The following is a 15,170-nucleotide window of genomic DNA, read 5'->3' as shown; positions in this document are numbered from 1 at the left end:
CGAAGTAGATATAATTTCATAATCAATTAGGCACTTCACCATTTTCCAGATTGTTGTTTCTTATATTTTATATAAATATTTATTCTACTTTATCTAAATAAACAGTATGACTGACATTATGCCAATCAACTTTATATCCGAAAGCTTCAAAAATACTTCTAAGGGGAATATATGTACGATTATCTTTTATAATAGCTTTAGTATCCATAGTTGTAGGATTTTCATTAATATAAATTTCATTTTTATCTATAAATACTTTAATATTTATTTTATCTTTTTCTACAGATATAGATTTATTTTTTTCATCATATTTAACTACAGCCCCAATAGCTTCAAGAGGTTTTCTCAGTGGTAGCAAAGTTCTGTTATTTTCATCAATAAATGGAATTCCCATACCCTCATCAATATCAAATACAAGCTCTCTATTATTTAAAATTACTGTAATATATTTTGACACATCAGGATTATCCATTTTTTTGATTCTCCCTAATATAGTATCAATCATAGATACCGCACTTGTTTCATCTAAAGTATCTTCATTTACATCAAAAAGCATTACACCACCTGCTTTTCTTAAGGCTATAATAGTTTTTTCTCTTAACGTATTTAATCCATTATAATAAGATTTTAATGGTGTAGTTTCTGCATAATCCACATAAGCGTTTTCTCTATTTTGCTCAACTAAATGCCTATATTGCAGCCAGCTTGGCCTTGCATAAAGAGGAACGCCAATAACAATGTTTTCCTTCGGTACACCACGGTTTATCCAATAGTCAATTGAAGTATTTGCAAACCAAAGTGGGCTGTGATCTTCATTGTTCATATCATATGCCATAACACTGATAAAATCAAAAGAATCTAAGCATCTGTCAGTAATAAGTTTAGATACCTGCGGACCTTCAGTAGCAGACCAAGCCCCATTTAATGCTGCGGTAAGATGTTTTCCTTTATCTTCTAAACGCTTGCTTAACTCTACAACTAGACTTTCATAATTTTGTATAGAGTTCTCGTTTGGATATTCCCAGTCAATCTCCACACCATCCAAATTATATTCATTAACAAATTCTAATACATTGTCTATAAAATTAGCTCTACTTTTTTCTGTTGATGCCAATTTTTCAAAGGTAGTGTATAAAGGAGTCTCTTTGTATGACCATCCTCCAAGTGAAATATATACCTTTGTACCATTTTCATGCCCTTTTTCTACTATTTCTCTTAACCTGTCAGGCTTGTCAATATCTTCTAAAGATCCATCCTCTTTTGGGATTAAAAACGCGTACATAACATGTGTCAGTTTCTCAATTTGTAAACTATCAAGGGGCTCATCAAATAATCCTGCCGAATAATATCCAACTACTTTAAAATTGGATTCATCCGCAAATACAAAATTGACATTTACTAAAGAAATTATAATAACAAGAGCTACAATTAATAATCTTTTAAACTTTTTCATATATATTCCTCTTTCTCATTTTAATTAAATAATACATCAAGACCATTCTATATTTATAGAATGGTCTTGTCAATTTTTTTATTAATATTTGCTGTAAATAATTAATCAATCAGGATAAATTGAAATAACTTCTTTTATCGCTATGGCATCTTCAATTAACTTATCTACGTCAATTTTGCCCTCTGATTCAAGTATCTTTGCTAATTTAGGTTTAGTTGTGGGGTGTTTTGGTAAAAACACTGTACAACAATCTTCATAAGGTAAAATCGATGTTTCAAAAGTACCTATATTCTTAGCTATATCCATAATATCTACCTTATCAAGTGCAATCAACGGGCGCATAACTGGCATTTTTACAGATTCATCAGTTACAATAAGAGCTTCTGCCGTCTGGCTTGCCACCTGACCTAAATTTTCACCAGTAATCAACATCCCACAGTCCGTTTCAAGAGCTATTTTTTCTGCAATCTTCATCATAAATCTCCTGACTAAAATTGTAGTTTCTTCTTCCGGGCAATTCTGAACAATCATTTCCTGTATTGGCAGTAAATTAACTATATGCATTTTAAAGTTACCGCAATATCCTGCCACAAGCTTAGCTAAATCAACGACTTTTTCTCGTGCCCGTTCACTTGTATACGGATAAGAATGAAAATGAACTGCCTCAATAAGCATACCTCGTTTTGCCATCATCCAAGCAGCCACAGGACTGTCTATACCCCCGGATAAAAGAACCATACCTTTACCATTAGTTCCGAGAGGCAAGCCACCAAATCCTGATATTTTTTGTTCAAAAATATATGACTTATCTCTTCTTACATCTACAAACAACATACATTCCGGATTGTGAACATCAACTTTCAAAACTTTACAACCTTTAAGTACTTTAGCTCCTATAATTCTACCTATTTCAGGAGACTTTACAGGAAAATTTTTATCTGCTCGTTTTGCATTCACTTTGAATGTTTTAATTCCTCTTTTATTAATGATATCAAGCATATACTCCACTGCAGCATTTCCAATTTCATCAATATCCGATACTGTTTCTACAGCCGGACTGATGGATGCAACTCCAAACACTTTCGAAATTTCTTTTATTACCATTTCTGAGTTAAGGTCCTCTGGAGTTCTAACAAATATTAATCCCTCATGCCTTTTAACTTCAGTATTTTCAAATTTTTTTAGAACTTTTTTAATGCGTTCAACGAGCATTCTTTCAAAATATGGCTTATTTAAACCTTTTAATGCAACTTCTCCGCATCTTACTATAAATGTATTTCTATCTTCCACTAATTATTTCTCCTTAAAAATCAATTCTTATATGATGAATAGGGTTATCTAAAGCTTCCCAGCTTTCTAAATTGACTTACACCTTTTTTCAAATGATGTAAAACATAATCCATTTCTTCTATAGTATTAAATTCACTAAAACTGAATCTAACAGCACCTTCTATTTCCTTATCCGAAAGACCCATAGCTCTCAGCACATGGCTGTTTGCTTTTTTGTTTGAAGAACACGCTGAACCTGTAGAAACATAAATATCAGAGTTCTCTAAAGTATGAAGAAGAACTTCACCTCTCACTCCAAGGAAACTGATATTTAAAACTGATGATATACAATTCTCATACGGACTGTTAACTTTAATATCCGGTATTTCATTTTTAATACCCTCCAAAAGATACTTCTTGACATTTGTCATAGTATTATAGCGTGTTTTTAGGCTTTTACAGCATATTTCTGAAGCTTTGCCTATACCTGCTATGGCTGGTACATTTTCCGTACCAGAGCGCATTCCCCGCTCTTGCATGCCTCCATATATATAAGGCTCAATATTAATACCCTTTTTTATATATAATACGCCAATTCCCTTTGGACCATGAATCTTATGGCCACTCAAAGTAATTAAATCAGCATAACTTGTCTGAACAGGTAATTTACCATATGACTGAACGGCATCTGTATGAAAAAGAATTTCAGTACCTGATTTTTTATTATAATTGTTTATTAATTCTTTTATTTTATCAAGAGACTGTATACTTCCCACTTCATTGTTTACATGCATAACAGAAACTAAAATAGTTTTATCATCAATAGCTTCCTCAAGAGCATTAATATTTACAAATCCTTTTGTATCAACCCCTATATATTGAATATTGAAACCCATTTTGTCCAATTTCTTACAAGGTTCAAGTACTGCAGGATGTTCTATTTCTGAAACAATAATTTTATTTCCACGTCTTTTTCTTGCTTCGCTTACACCAAATAATGCCATATTATCACTTTCTGTGCCACAAGATGTAAAAAAAATCTCATCATTATTTGCACCAATTGATTGTGCAATATTTTTCCTTGCTTCTTTTACAGCTTTTTCTGCATTTATTCCAAGTCGATGTAACGAAGAAGGATTGCCAAAATCAAACTTCATCATTTGAAGAATTGATTCATTTACTTCTTCATATTGTTTTGTTGTTGCACTGTTATCTAAATATACAAACATAACTATTCCTTTTTAATTAATATTTATTTCATGAATTTATTCTATTCTATTATATACAATTTTCTAATATTTACAAGAATTGATATCTCTTATCTTATTAAATAAATAATAAAAGGCAGATAAGTTTTATCTTATCTACCTAAAATTTTTAAATATCATTCCTAATAAATTACTATTTTGCATAATCTACTGATCTTGTCTCTCTTATTACGCTTACTTTAATCTGGCCAGGATACTCAAGTTCAGATTCTATTTTCTTACTAATCTCTCTGGCTAAGAATACAATTCCCTCATCATTTACCTCTTCCGGTCTTGCTATTATTCTTATTTCACGACCAGCTTGAATTGCAAAAGATTTATCTACTCCAGGAGTTGTATTAGCAATTTGTTCAAGTTTTGTTAATCTTTTAATATAAGTTTCTAAAGTTTCTCTTCTTGCTCCAGGTCTTGCAGCTGAAAGAGCATCTGCTGCCGCTATAAGTACTGCTTCTAATGTCTTTGGTTCATAGTCGCCATGATGAGCAGCCATACCATTAATAATTGTTTCATTCTCTTTATACTTACGAAGTAAATCAATACCAATATCCACATGAGTGCCTTCTACTTCATGATCTACTGCTTTACCAATATCATGTAATAGTCCGGCTCTTTTAGCATTCTTAACATCTAACCCTAATTCACCAGCCATAAGACCTGCTAAATGTGCTACTTCTATGGAATGTTTTAATACGTTTTGACCATAGCTTGTTCTGTATTTTAACCTGCCAAGTAATTTCACCAATTCTGGATGAAGATTATGTATGCCAACATCAAAGGTAGCTTGCTCCCCAGCTTCTTTTATAATACTATTAACTTCTTTTTCCGCTTTTTCTACCATTTCCTCAATTCTAGCCGGATGTATTCTTCCGTCTACTATGAGCTTTTCAAGGGATAATCTTGCTATCTCACGTCTTACAGGATCAAAACCGGATAAAATAACAGCTTCCGGTGTATCATCAATAATTAGATCAATTCCTGTCAAAGTCTCAATAGCTCTGATATTTCTACCTTCACGGCCGATAATTCTTCCCTTCATTTCATCATTTGGAAGTGGAACTACAGAAACTGTACTTTCTGCCACATGATCAGCTGCACATCTTTGTATTGCTCCGGTTATAATTTCTTTAGCTTTTTTATCTCCTTCTTCCTTTGCCTTGGATTCAATTTCCTTAATCATTACAGATGCTTCTTGCCTGATTTCTTTCTCAACATTAGATAGCAAAATGGCTTTTGCCTCTTCTGAAGTATATCCTGAAATCCTTTCAAGTTCCTCCATCTGCTTATTAATAAAGCCATCTAATTCTTCTTGCTTGTTTATTAATATTTGTTCTTTATTTGTAATGCCTTCTTCTTTCTTTTCAAGATTTTCTGTTTTCCTGTCAATTGCTTCTTCTTTTTGAATAAGCCTTTTTTCAGCTCTTTGAATTTCTGCTCTTCTTTCTCTTACTTCACGTTCTACATCGCTTCTCATTCTATGAGCTTCTTCTTTTGCTTCAATGGTTATTTCCTTTTTGATTGTTTCTGATTTATTTTCAGCATCAAGGATCAAATTCCTTGCTTTCTGCTCAGCACTTCCTATTGCTCTTTCGCCTACAGTTTTTCTGAATATATATCCAACCAATAGTCCAAAAACTAAGGTAATAATTCCAACGATTACAACTACACCTATTTCTATACTTATTTCAATGCACCTCCTTTTTAAAGTTTTAATGAAATAAACGCCCATAATTTCAAGGGCAAATAACTAAATATCAGCATTACGTAATTAAATATTGATATAACTACACAACATATATTATAATGTTTTATATAACAAATTGTCAAGGAAAATGAGGGGTATATAAATGAGCTACTTTTGGAATTTACTTAAAAATATAGACAAAGTTTTAATAATCTTACCTTTATGTTTTCTAATCATTAGTATCCTTATGATTGGAAGTATTGCATACGATGGTGAATTTATTCTTAATAAAGATATTAAAGTTCAGTTTGCAGCATATATAATTGGAGCAATAGCTTTGTGTCTTATATTACTTTACGATTATAAAAATTTTAAAGAATTTGAAAAAATTCTTTATATTGGTTCCATTTTATTCCTTTTAACTGTCTATACACCTCTTGGTGTAGAACATTATGGAGCAAGATCATGGCTTGATTTGGGTGTAATTGATATGCAACCATCAGAACTGGTTAAAATATCATTCACACTGTTATTCGCAAATTATTTATCAAGAAACAGAGGAAGTTTAAAAACATTTAAAGGTATTGTCTATGCCTTTCTATATGCTGCTCCTTTTATTGGAATAATAATACTGGAAGATTTGGGTACTACAATCGTAATGTGCTGTATGTTTGTCGCAATGATATTTTATGCTGGTATTGATATGAAGATTTTCGGTAAGCTTACTTTATTGTTCTGTATTGCCACACCTATTATGTATAGATTTATGGCATCACATCAGAAGGAAAGAATTGACGCTTTCCTGCATCCGGACAACCCATCTATAGGTGCTAATTATCAAGTATGGATGTCAAAAGTTGCTATTGGCTCCGGTGGCTTTTTAGGGAAAGGGCTTTTTCAAGGAACACAAAAAGAATTAAATTTTTTACCTGTTCAAAAATCTGATTTTATTTTTTCTGTAATAATAGAAGAACTTGGAATGTTGGGCGGATTGCTGATTATTGCACTATATACAACGTTTCTTTATAGAATCGTCAAAATAGCAGATAATGCAAAAGATATGTATGGTGCTCTAGTAGTTATTGGAATTTCAGCAATGTTTGGATTCCAAATCTTTGAAAATATTGCAATGGTAATGGGAATCATGCCAGTAACAGGAATTACACTTCCCTTTATCAGCTACGGCGGTTCTTCGGTAGTTACGAACATGCTGGCACTTGGATTAGTTTTAAACATAGGAATCAGAAGTAAAATTATTAATTTTTAAAAATAGTCATAAGTTATGATTTATAGTTATTTAAAACGCATTCTAATTAGAATGCGTTTTAAATAACTATTTTATTATATTATTCGTTTTACTATATTTGAGAAATTTTCTTGAATATAAGTCCCCTCTTGAGTAACAATAGGAATTCCATTGTTTGATGAAATATGAATATTTTCATCATATTGTATAATTCCAGCTATATCAGGCTTTAAATTTTCTGCAATATCATTTAAGCTAGGAACCAATTCTGTATAAAATAATTCTAATTTTAATTTATTCACAACATAACATCTTTCTTTTACTCCAAGCTCCAAAAGTTCTTTATCTACCATATCTGCATCTCTAACTGCTGCATATTCCGGGACAGTTACAATAACTGCACTATCTGCACCTGCTGCAGCTAATGAAAGTCCATCATCAATACCTGCAGGTGCATCTATAATTATATAGTCAAAATTCTTTTTTAATTTTTGGCATAATACTTTCATATGCAAAGGTGTCATTTCAACTTTTTCTTTATATTGTGCAGCAGACATCAGATAAAGCTGCGGAAATCTCCTGTCTCTTACAAGAGCCTGTTTTATTCTGCACATTCCTCCAAGAACATCTGCCACATCATAAACTATCTTACTCTCAAGACCTAAACAAATATCAAGATTCCTAAGTCCCATATTCATATCTATAAGAACAACCTTTTTCCCTTGTTGAGCCAATGTTACTCCCATATTTGTAGTAAATACAGTTTTTCCAACCCCACCTTTTCCAGAGGCCACCAATATTACCTTTCCCATATTTTGCTCCTTTATATCGTTTTTCCTATTATGTCCTTCTATTGTGTGATATTTGTATTTAAATCATAGTCAGTATAAGTCTTATCAAGCTCCAAATATTTTGCAATAATATCTCTTACCATTGGTCCTGTATAAGTTGACGTATTTCCTTGTACTAAAAGTACTGCAATAGCAATTTTAGGATCATCTGCAGGAGCTAAGCCTACAACCCACGCAAAATTATCATAATCGGCTTTATAAGCATCTATTTTAGCATAAGTAACAGATCCATTACTAAGGTTAATAACTGCTCTCCTTACTGCTATATCCCTTGATGTATACGTATCAGGATATTCTTTCATGAGTCTTTTAATTTCTGCTTCAACAGCATCCCACGATAATTTAGAATCAATTCTTTGTAAATTTGATTTAATGTATTCTGCTTCGTCTGGAGGATCTATCTTACCTTCTCTTTCTGCGGTTCCTGTTTTTACAGCTACTTCCACTGGAAGAGATGACAATATTTTCAAGCTTCCTCTTTGACCATATACAACTCTTTTCATCCCATCAATAATAGCATCTAAATGAGATTGATCAGAAACATCAATCTTATTACCTTTTTCTCTTTCTATAATACCTTTGCCTTCCAAACCTCTTATTAAACTTACTTTATTATGAACACCTTTATTACCAATTGTTGCTACATAATTTGCCATCTGTAGAGGAGTATATGCATTTTCACCTTGACCAATAGCGATATTTAACACATCACCAGTAGTCCAATTAGCATTATTAAAATAATCAAATTTACATAAATCAGCTACAGCTTCACATTTTTCATCTTTTATACCAATATTACTCATCCTTTTAATTAATTCTCTTCTTTTAGGATTTTCCTCAGTCCAACTGACTATAGTATCTATATTTTTTTCTAATAATTCCTTATCTTTCAGTACACTGGATTTAAAATATATTTCTGCATTACTAATTAATACATTCCTTAGTGTAGCTTTTTTTTGCTTAATTTTTCTTTCTTCACTTGGAACTGGAACTACACGCTCGGTTATTTCTATTCCGGTATCCAGACCTAAACCATATTGATTAGCATATTTTGAAATATTTTCAATACCCATAGGACCGTTTAAGCCTAATGATTTATTATTGTAAAAATCCTTTCCTGCTGCCACATCAAAGAAATAATAGTTACAAGATACTTCTAAAGCTTCCATAAGGTTTATATATCCATGAACTCCTCTATGATCATTCCAGATTAGGCAACCATAGGATTGCGTTCCTATGTTCACCACACCATTTGCATACAACTTCCTATTAGGATCCAAACCATTTTCAAGACCTGCAGTTGCAGTTACCATTTTAAAAGTAGATCCTGGCTGTACAGCAGTGAGTGCAGCAACATTATATAAAGGTAACGGAGCCAACTTATCTCTAGGATTCTTACTTTGCAAAGAATTCCAATCTTCTTTGCTTATTCCAGTTACAAATAAATTAGGATCAAAATTAGGATAACTTGCCATAGCAAGTACATCACTTGTCGCAACATCCAATACAACAACCGCTCCGGTATTTGCATTTGGCAATGTTTTATTAAATTTATAATTTCCTAATCCCATAGGACTTTCATAAGTACCGCCAACTTGTAATTTTGTAAGGGTTTCTTTCAATGTTTCTTCTGCAATTTTTTGAAGCTCCAAATCTAAAGTAAGATAAACATCTTTACCTTTTTCAGGTTCCGTTTCTTCAATAACTTTTACTTTTTCGCCATTAGCATTTACTTGTACACGCTGTACGCCATCCTTGCCCTTTAATGTTGACTCTTCTACTTTTTCTATACCTTCCTTGCCAATCATATCATTGGCATTATAGCCAAGTTCATCCACGTATTTTTCTTTATCACTTTCAGAAATTTTACCAAGATACCCTAGGACATGGGAAGCAAGATTATTATTTGGATAATATCTTACAGATTCAGCGACAACTTCTACCCCTTTTAAATCTTCGCTTTTTTCTTTCAATATGACAACTGTTTCATCCGAAACATTGTAAGCTATCTTTGCTGGCATATACTTTCTGTACCCTTGGGATGAAATATGATTTCTTATAATCATAATTTTTCTTGCTTCTTCATCTGACAAATTTGGGTCTATTTCAAATTGATCTCTAAGCTCATAAAAAGCCTCTTTAGCAGTTAAGTCTAAATCCAATTTAAATCTGCCTAAAAAACTCTGTTTATCCAAATCTCTTAAATATTGAAAATTCCTTACAGAAATAGGAGGGTAAATATTGTATACGGTTTGAAGCTGTACCTGAGCTTCGTACTTATCCATAGATTCTTCAATATTGTTTTTACTTTTTAGCTCTTCAAATGCTTGTTCTGCAGTTAAATTAGATGGCATATTTTGAGAAGATAACCATTCTTCAATTTCTTTTTGATAAGTATAATAAAATTTACCATTTTCCATTATTATAGGAAAATTATCATCATATTCGTCGCCATTTCGTTCTAATACTTTTATTAAGTTAGAAGAAATTTTATTGATCTCCTTTGATTCCAAATCTCCAGCACTAAACTGTACTGTAAAGCTGGAAATATTTCCTGCTAAAAGCCTTCCATATCTATCTAATATTCTTCCTCTAGGCGCTGATGTGTATATACTCTTCGTACTAATATCTCGCGATGCAGTATCCCAATCTTGATATTGTAAAACAGTTAATACAAATAATCTTATACCTAACACTGACATAAGAATTATAATCAACAATAATATTTGACCATTTCTGGTTTTCATCCATCTATTCATAGTTAATAAAAGTTCCTTTTATATATTTATCTGTCGGATGTCTCACAACTTTTTTAATTAAAATAAAATATAATATAATCGATATTATAATATTATATACTAATGTAACAGCATCCACCTTCAGCATAACCTTAACAGAATAACTAGATCCAAATAAAGTAGTTAAAAGCCAATAAGATAAATTATATAACAACGTACCGATTATAGTAAGTATTAATGCTGAAAAAATATTTTCTTTATTAATATATTTTTTTGTCCCATATATTAATAAACTAATAATAAAATAACAAAGAGCTGCAATTCCTACTATTGGACCAAAAAAAAGATCCTGTACCAATCCAAACAACACACCAAATACAATGCCAAAATAACCATCATACAAAAATGTAAAAATAATTACCAAGCATAATATAATATTTGGTGTAATTGCTAATATACTTATATTATTAAGCAACGTAGATTGTAATACAAATCCTAATAAAAATATAACAAATGCAATAAAATATTTCAATATTGCCTCCCAATACAAAATATAATTAACTTTTAGAAATAATAACCGTTACTTTTTCTATACTTTTAAAATCCACTGTGGATTCAATTTTTAAAGTTTTAAGCAAGGTATCTGGATTAAGTTCTATCTTATCCACCTTGCCAATGGCAATACCTTCGGGATACATTCCCATTCCAGTAGTTATTAATAAATCTCCTTCAACAACTGCAGCTTCCGGGTCCAACATAAAGCCTGTAAGACCTCCTTTACCATCCCCTGATAATATACCCAGCAAGTCTTTATCTTTTTCTCTTTGCACCTTAAAACTTACAGAATTAGATTCATCAATAATTGAAATAACCTTTGACCAATTAGATCCCAAATCCAAAACTCTTCCAATCAGTCCATATCCATCCATTACAACAGCATCTTTATAAAGGCCATCTTTACTTCCTGCATTAATTGTAAATATATTAAACCAATTGGAACCATCCATAGATGTAACATCTGCCGTAACATAATTATAATTGTCATTTACACTGTTATAGTTTAATATATTTGAAAGATCTTTAAGATCTTTTAATTCCTTTTTATTTAACTTAAGCTTAATATTTTCTAATTTTAATGCTGAATTTTCATCTTTCAATGCTTCATTTTCCTTAATAATAGTTCGAAATTTAAAAATTCCCTTTAATCCCGATTCCACGCCATTAGCAGATCCAGAAATTGGCTTTTGTATAAATGTAATGATATTATGTATCACATGTCCGCCAAAAAATGAACTTCCTGCGTTAGAATAAGATGATACGATAATAAACATCAATACTATCATTACTGTGACTATAATGGATATTTGTTTGTGATTTCTAAACCATTTCATCGATTATCCCTACCCTTAAATACCCTATTCTTATCTATAATAATTAACTTTAGCTCTGACATATTTGTGAATGTTTTCAATACTGGCTAAGCTCATTCCAGTACCTTGTGCGACAGCCTCTAAAGCATTTTCGGCAATAATTACCTTCATACCTGTATTTGCTTCTATGAGCTTATCAAGCCCCTTTATCAATGCTCCGCCTCCTGAAAGAACCATTCCATTGGTTACAATATCCGCGGAAATTTCAGGAGGTGCTTGTTCCAATGTACTCTTTATACCATCTATTATAACCCATATTGACTCTTCCAATGCCTTCATAACATCTAAGGAACTTATATTAACTACTTTGGGAAGACCTGTTACTAAATCTCTTCCTTTTGCATCCATATATTCTATGTCTTCAGGATTCTCTTCATCATTATACACACAAGCTATCTTTACTTTTATTTGTTCTGCTGTGCCCTCTCCAATTAATAAATTATATGTTTTTCTCATATACGCCACAATAGCCTCGTTCAATTTATCTCCTGCATGTCTAAGTGAAACACTTGTAACAATTCCACCAAGAGAAATTATGGCAATATCCGCAGTACCTCCACCAATATCTGCAATCATACAACCTTCAGGCCCATCAACATTCATACCTGCACCTATGGCAGCAGCCATTGGTTCATCTAAAATAAAAACATCTTTAGCTCCAAGCTGTCTAATTACTTCTTCTACAGCTCTTTTCTCTACTTCAGTAACACCAGCAGGTACTCCTACAACAATTCTAACTCTTGTAAACATTGAGTTTTCAGTCATAACTTTTTTAACAAATTCTCTAAGCATTGCTGCTGTCATTTCAAAATCTGAAATAACACCATCCTGCAATGGTCTTATAACACTTATTGTATTAGGTGCTTTTCCTAACATTTCTTTAGCTTCTTTACCAACTGCCAATATTTTCTTAGTGTACTTGTCCATTGCAATTACAGAAGGTTCATCAATCAAAATTCCTTTTCCCTTAACATAAATAAGTGTATTAGCTGTTCCTAAATCTATTCCCATATCTTTAGTAAAAAACTTCATAAACATTTTGTCTATCTCCTCCGACTATATCAACATCTTTTCCTTTAAACTTACAAAATTCCCATCTCCAATAATTAAATGATCCAATATATTTATACCTAATATTCTTCCCGCTTCCGCAAGTCTTACTGTAATATTAATATCTTCCTGGCTTGGCATTGGATTTCCGCTTGGATGATTATGTACTACAATTATAGATGCTGCACTTTTTTTAACAGCACTACAAAATACTTCCCTTGGATGGACTATGGAACTATTTAAATCACCAATAGATGTGTTTTCAATTGAAATAATTTCATTCTTTGCATTCAATAGCAGAACTTTTAAAAATTCTTTCCTTAAATACCTCATCTCCTCCATAAATAAATCCGCAACTTCTTTTGGAGATTTAATATTAATACGCTTTTCTTTCGGTTTTGTGGCAATCCTTTTTCCCAGTTCTATAGCCGCAACAATCTGAGTAGATTTAGCAATGCCAATACCCGGTATATTTGAAAGTTCTTCAATTGTACAATCAACTAAATACGATATTCCCTTTTTATTCAGAGACAGAATTTTATTTGCCAACATAACAGCTGAACTGTCTTTTGTTCCGGTAGCTATTAAAATAGCTAAAAGCTCTGAATTGGAAAGAAATCCCGAACCATGTTTGATTAGCTTTTCTCTTGGTCTTTCATCCTGTGGAAGCTCCTTAATAGTAGTATAAGTTGTTACTTTATTCATTTGTATATATCTCCTTGGGCCCCTTTTTTTAACCGCTCAACGAGTAACTTATATTTTATCATTTTGAAGTGCTCAATACAAGCATAAAAGCTCTCTTTAAGATCGTAAATTTTTTTTAAATCTTTTTTAAGTATTATCTAACTTAAATTTTTTTATTATATTTTACTAATTCTTCCATTAAAAAAACAAAAAATTACCTTCAATATTATTATTAAATTCTCAAATAATAAATTTGTACAAGAGATTGTACAAAATTTTTTTAAGGAGGTAGAAAAATGGCTTCAAATCCAAGTATTAAATGTTCCGTTCAGCAATGTAAATATAATAGTAATGAAAGATATTGTGAATTAGGTTCAATTCAAGTAGGTACACATGAATCAAACCCAACTGAATGTCAATGTGTTGACTGTCTGTCTTTTGAACTAAAATAAAATAATTTAATACCCTTATCCTTATTTAATAAGGTCAGGCACTTCGACCCCTTAAAGTGCATATACTGCTATCAGGCATAAAATGATAAACAGTATATTAAACACTGAAAGGGGTTTACATAATGAGTATATCTTTTCTTTTAGCATCCCTATTATTTTCAAATCCTTTAGTATTGCTTTCTTCTTATGTAGCACTTGGTAATTCTTTTCCCAAACCGCTTACTGAGAAAGAAGAAGATTATTATTTAACTTGCTATGAACAAGGTGATATGTGTGCTAAAAATATTTTGGTAGAACGTAATTTAAGATTAGTTGCTCATATAGCAAAAAAATATTCTAATACCGGAAAAGATCCTGATGATTTAATTTCAATAGGCACAATAGGACTTATTAAATCAGTAAATACTTATAACAGAAATAAAAGTGTCAGATTAGCTACTTATGCTGCCAAATGTATAGAAAATGAAATATATAGTTTACGGAAACATTTATATGATAATATTTAAATTCAAAATAAAAAATTAAGATATAAAAATAAAATTATACCTTAATTTTACAATTATTATTTTATGGAAATAACAGATACAGGACATTCATTTTTTGCATCTTCTACAACATTTTCAAGATCTGAAGATATTTTATCATTTATTACTTGTGCAAGTCCATTTTCTCCTAACTGAAATACCTGAGGACAAGTATTTACACAAATACCACATCCTATACAACCGCTTTCGTCAATTATTGCCTTCATTTACAGCACCTCCTTATTAATGTTAAATATATTATTTACTTAAACATTAAAAATATTAATTAAATAAGCCTTTTTTTATATTTTCAATCAAATTCTCATATATTTCAATACGACTTGATACAGGTGCTTTTTTTATGATATTAATTATGCCTGTGGCAATACAATCTGCAAATTTCTTCTGTAATAAAAGTTCTCCTTTTTCCGTTGTTGATTTTTGTACTCTTATATTAATTATTTTAGCCATACAACACCTCCTATAAGTTCTACAATTATATGCAACCCTCGTTTTGTCCTATA

15 protein-coding genes are annotated in these 15,170 nt (G+C 31.4%); 3 read left to right on the top strand and 12 right to left on the bottom strand.

The features are described from left to right. Positions 1-79 precede the first annotated feature (79 nt). The 4 genes from K292_RS17565 to rny form a co-directional block, all read right to left on the bottom strand. Positions 80-1,453 carry a glycosyl hydrolase family 18 protein gene (locus K292_RS17565; protein ID WP_051280070.1) on the bottom strand — a complete coding sequence of 458 codons (1,374 nt, stop codon included), beginning with the start codon at positions 1,451-1,453 and terminating at the stop codon, positions 80-82. Positions 1,454-1,558: 105 nt separating this feature from the next. Continuing rightward, positions 1,559-2,743, bottom strand: a complete 1,185-nt coding sequence (thiI, locus tag K292_RS0100145; protein WP_027398130.1) for a tRNA uracil 4-sulfurtransferase ThiI — start codon at positions 2,741-2,743, stop codon at positions 1,559-1,561. Positions 2,744-2,787: 44 nt separating this feature from the next. After that, the gene (locus K292_RS0100140) at positions 2,788-3,951 is read right to left on the bottom strand and encodes a cysteine desulfurase family protein (protein ID WP_027398129.1); all 1,164 of its coding nucleotides are present in this window, start codon (positions 3,949-3,951) and stop codon (positions 2,788-2,790) included. A 172-nt stretch (positions 3,952-4,123) separates the two neighbouring features. Continuing rightward, positions 4,124-5,665 carry a ribonuclease Y gene (rny, locus tag K292_RS0100135; RefSeq protein ID WP_027398128.1) on the bottom strand — a complete coding sequence of 514 codons (1,542 nt, stop codon included), beginning with the start codon at positions 5,663-5,665 and terminating at the stop codon, positions 4,124-4,126. Positions 5,666-5,834: 169 nt separating this feature from the next. Between rny and rodA the strand changes: the two genes are divergently transcribed. Next, complete coding sequence (gene rodA / locus K292_RS0100130; protein WP_027398127.1) at positions 5,835-6,938, top strand: rod shape-determining protein RodA; 1,104 nt, start codon at positions 5,835-5,837, stop codon at positions 6,936-6,938. 74 nt (positions 6,939-7,012) lie between these two features. Here the strand turns inward: rodA and minD are convergent, their stop codons facing one another. Genes minD through radC form a run of 6 tightly spaced genes read right to left on the bottom strand, consistent with a single transcriptional unit; the run spans position 7,013 to position 13,691 of the window. Continuing rightward, complete coding sequence (gene minD, locus K292_RS15400) at positions 7,013-7,729, bottom strand: septum site-determining protein MinD (RefSeq protein WP_037372128.1); 717 nt, start codon at positions 7,727-7,729, stop codon at positions 7,013-7,015. A 38-nt stretch (positions 7,730-7,767) separates the two neighbouring features. Then, entirely contained in the window at positions 7,768-10,527 is a 2,760-nt protein-coding gene (locus K292_RS0100120) for a penicillin-binding transpeptidase domain-containing protein (protein ID WP_027398126.1), read from the bottom strand. Beyond that, positions 10,520-11,038, bottom strand: a complete 519-nt coding sequence (gene mreD, locus K292_RS0100115) for a rod shape-determining protein MreD (RefSeq protein ID WP_027398125.1) — start codon at positions 11,036-11,038, stop codon at positions 10,520-10,522. The genes K292_RS0100120 and mreD overlap by 8 nt, the downstream gene beginning before the upstream one ends. 25 nt (positions 11,039-11,063) lie before the next feature. Further along, positions 11,064-11,897 carry a rod shape-determining protein MreC gene (gene mreC, locus K292_RS0100110; protein ID WP_027398124.1) on the bottom strand — a complete coding sequence of 278 codons (834 nt, stop codon included), beginning with the start codon at positions 11,895-11,897 and terminating at the stop codon, positions 11,064-11,066. Between the two features lie 30 nt (positions 11,898-11,927). Beyond that, positions 11,928-12,974, bottom strand: coding sequence for a rod shape-determining protein (mreB, locus tag K292_RS0100105; protein WP_156900427.1), 1,047 nt, complete (start codon positions 12,972-12,974; stop codon positions 11,928-11,930). 18 nt (positions 12,975-12,992) lie between these two features. Then, the gene (gene radC / locus K292_RS0100100; protein ID WP_027398122.1) at positions 12,993-13,691 is read right to left on the bottom strand and encodes a RadC family protein; all 699 of its coding nucleotides are present in this window, start codon (positions 13,689-13,691) and stop codon (positions 12,993-12,995) included. A 275-nt stretch (positions 13,692-13,966) separates the two neighbouring features. Here radC and K292_RS18135 point away from each other — a divergent pair, with 275 nt between their 5' ends. Next, entirely contained in the window at positions 13,967-14,122 is a 156-nt protein-coding gene (locus tag K292_RS18135) for a DUF1540 domain-containing protein (protein ID WP_084145845.1), read from the top strand. A gap of 122 nt (positions 14,123-14,244) precedes the next feature. Further along, entirely contained in the window at positions 14,245-14,628 is a 384-nt protein-coding gene (locus K292_RS19430) for a sigma-70 family RNA polymerase sigma factor (RefSeq protein WP_037372072.1), read from the top strand. Positions 14,629-14,684: 56 nt separating this feature from the next. Here K292_RS19430 and K292_RS0100085 read toward each other — a convergent pair whose 3' ends face one another. Continuing rightward, positions 14,685-14,873 (bottom strand): ferredoxin, encoded by a 189-nt coding sequence (locus tag K292_RS0100085; RefSeq protein WP_027398121.1) that lies wholly within the window; start codon positions 14,871-14,873, stop codon positions 14,685-14,687. 55 nt (positions 14,874-14,928) lie between these two features. Further along, on the bottom strand, positions 14,929-15,117 hold the full coding sequence (locus K292_RS0100080) for a hypothetical protein (protein ID WP_027398120.1): 189 nt from the start codon (positions 15,115-15,117) through the stop codon (positions 14,929-14,931). Positions 15,118-15,170 lie beyond the last annotated feature (53 nt).

It is taken from the genome of Anaerovorax odorimutans DSM 5092, assembly GCF_000426305.1.
Taxonomy (GTDB): Bacteria; Bacillota; Clostridia; order Peptostreptococcales; family Anaerovoracaceae; genus Anaerovorax; species Anaerovorax odorimutans.
The sequence above is the reverse complement of the archived record's forward strand: the minus strand, read 5'-3'. Positions and strand labels throughout refer to the sequence as shown.

Coding starts and splice junctions, on each gene's coding strand:
- K292_RS0100140 (WP_027398129.1), bottom strand. CDS start 3,951: ATGTTTGTATATTTAGATAACAGTGCAACAACAAAACAATATGAAGAA.
- mreC (WP_027398124.1), bottom strand. CDS start 11,897: ATGAAATGGTTTAGAAATCACAAACAAATATCCATTATAGTCACAGTA.
- K292_RS19430 (WP_037372072.1), top strand. CDS start 14,245: ATGAGTATATCTTTTCTTTTAGCATCCCTATTATTTTCAAATCCTTTA.
- mreB (WP_156900427.1), bottom strand. CDS start 12,974: ATGTTTATGAAGTTTTTTACTAAAGATATGGGAATAGATTTAGGAACA.
- K292_RS18135 (WP_084145845.1), top strand. CDS start 13,967: ATGGCTTCAAATCCAAGTATTAAATGTTCCGTTCAGCAATGTAAATAT.
- K292_RS0100085 (WP_027398121.1), bottom strand. CDS start 14,873: ATGAAGGCAATAATTGACGAAAGCGGTTGTATAGGATGTGGTATTTGT.
- K292_RS0100120 (WP_027398126.1), bottom strand. CDS start 10,527: ATGAATAGATGGATGAAAACCAGAAATGGTCAAATATTATTGTTGATT.
- minD (WP_037372128.1), bottom strand. CDS start 7,729: ATGGGAAAGGTAATATTGGTGGCCTCTGGAAAAGGTGGGGTTGGAAAA.
- rodA (WP_027398127.1), top strand. CDS start 5,835: ATGAGCTACTTTTGGAATTTACTTAAAAATATAGACAAAGTTTTAATA.
- K292_RS0100080 (WP_027398120.1), bottom strand. CDS start 15,117: ATGGCTAAAATAATTAATATAAGAGTACAAAAATCAACAACGGAAAAA.
- radC (WP_027398122.1), bottom strand. CDS start 13,691: ATGAATAAAGTAACAACTTATACTACTATTAAGGAGCTTCCACAGGAT.
- K292_RS17565 (WP_051280070.1), bottom strand. CDS start 1,453: ATGAAAAAGTTTAAAAGATTATTAATTGTAGCTCTTGTTATTATAATT.